At 63.8% G+C, this 752-nt stretch carries 1 protein-coding gene; it reads left to right on the forward strand.

The genetic code is table 11. The features are described 5' to 3' along the window. Positions 1-690, forward strand: a 690-nt coding sequence (locus RF645_RS12990) for an integrase core domain-containing protein (RefSeq protein ID WP_368819244.1), incomplete at its 5' end; no start/stop codon positions are given. Between the last annotated feature and the right edge of the window lie 62 nt (positions 691-752).

Below are 752 nucleotides of genomic sequence, written 5' to 3' on the forward strand. Positions count from 1 at the left end.
GTCACTCGGCACCTGACCAGGCTCGGCCTGGGCAGACGCAGGTTCATCGATCCCGGTGGAGACAACAATCGCAATCCCGGGAAGATCGTCGCGCGCTGGCCCGGTCATATGGTGCACCTGGACGTGAAGAAGGTCGGCCGAATACCCGACGGCGGCGGCTGGCGCATCCATGGCCGCGACAGCGACCAGACCAAGACTGTCAGTCGAGCGAAAGCGGCTGGCGCGAAACGCGGTTACACCTACCTGCACTCGGCCGTCGACGGCTTCTCCCGACTCGCCTACACAGGGCCGTTGTCGGATGAGAAGGGAGCCACCGCGGCGGCGTTCCTGGCCAGAGCCAAAGTCTGGTTCGCAGCCCACGGCATCACCCACATCCACCGTGTCGTTACCGACAACGGGGCGTGCTACCGGTCCGGTGACTTCGCGTGGATCGTAGGCAAGAGCACCCGCCATCAGAAGACCAAGCCGTACACCCCGCAGCACAATGGAAAGGTCGAGCGCTACCAGAGAATCCTGGCCGAGGAACTGCTCTATGCCCGAAATTTCAACAGCGAGGAGGACCGCTCGTCCGCGATCTCTGTCTGGAACATCCACTACAACTACCACCGCCGGCACGGCGGCGCAGGGGGCTGGCCACCAGCATCTCGAGTCCGGGAGGGTGTCACTAACGTCCAGCCCTCATACACCTAAGCGCGACCCCAAGCCGCCTAACACCGCGTCCACGATGTGCGGGGAACCACAAGCAAAGGCGG

The organism is Kocuria sp. CPCC 205260, assembly GCF_040981045.1.
Taxonomy (GTDB): Bacteria; Actinomycetota; Actinomycetes; order Actinomycetales; family Micrococcaceae; genus Kocuria; species Kocuria palustris.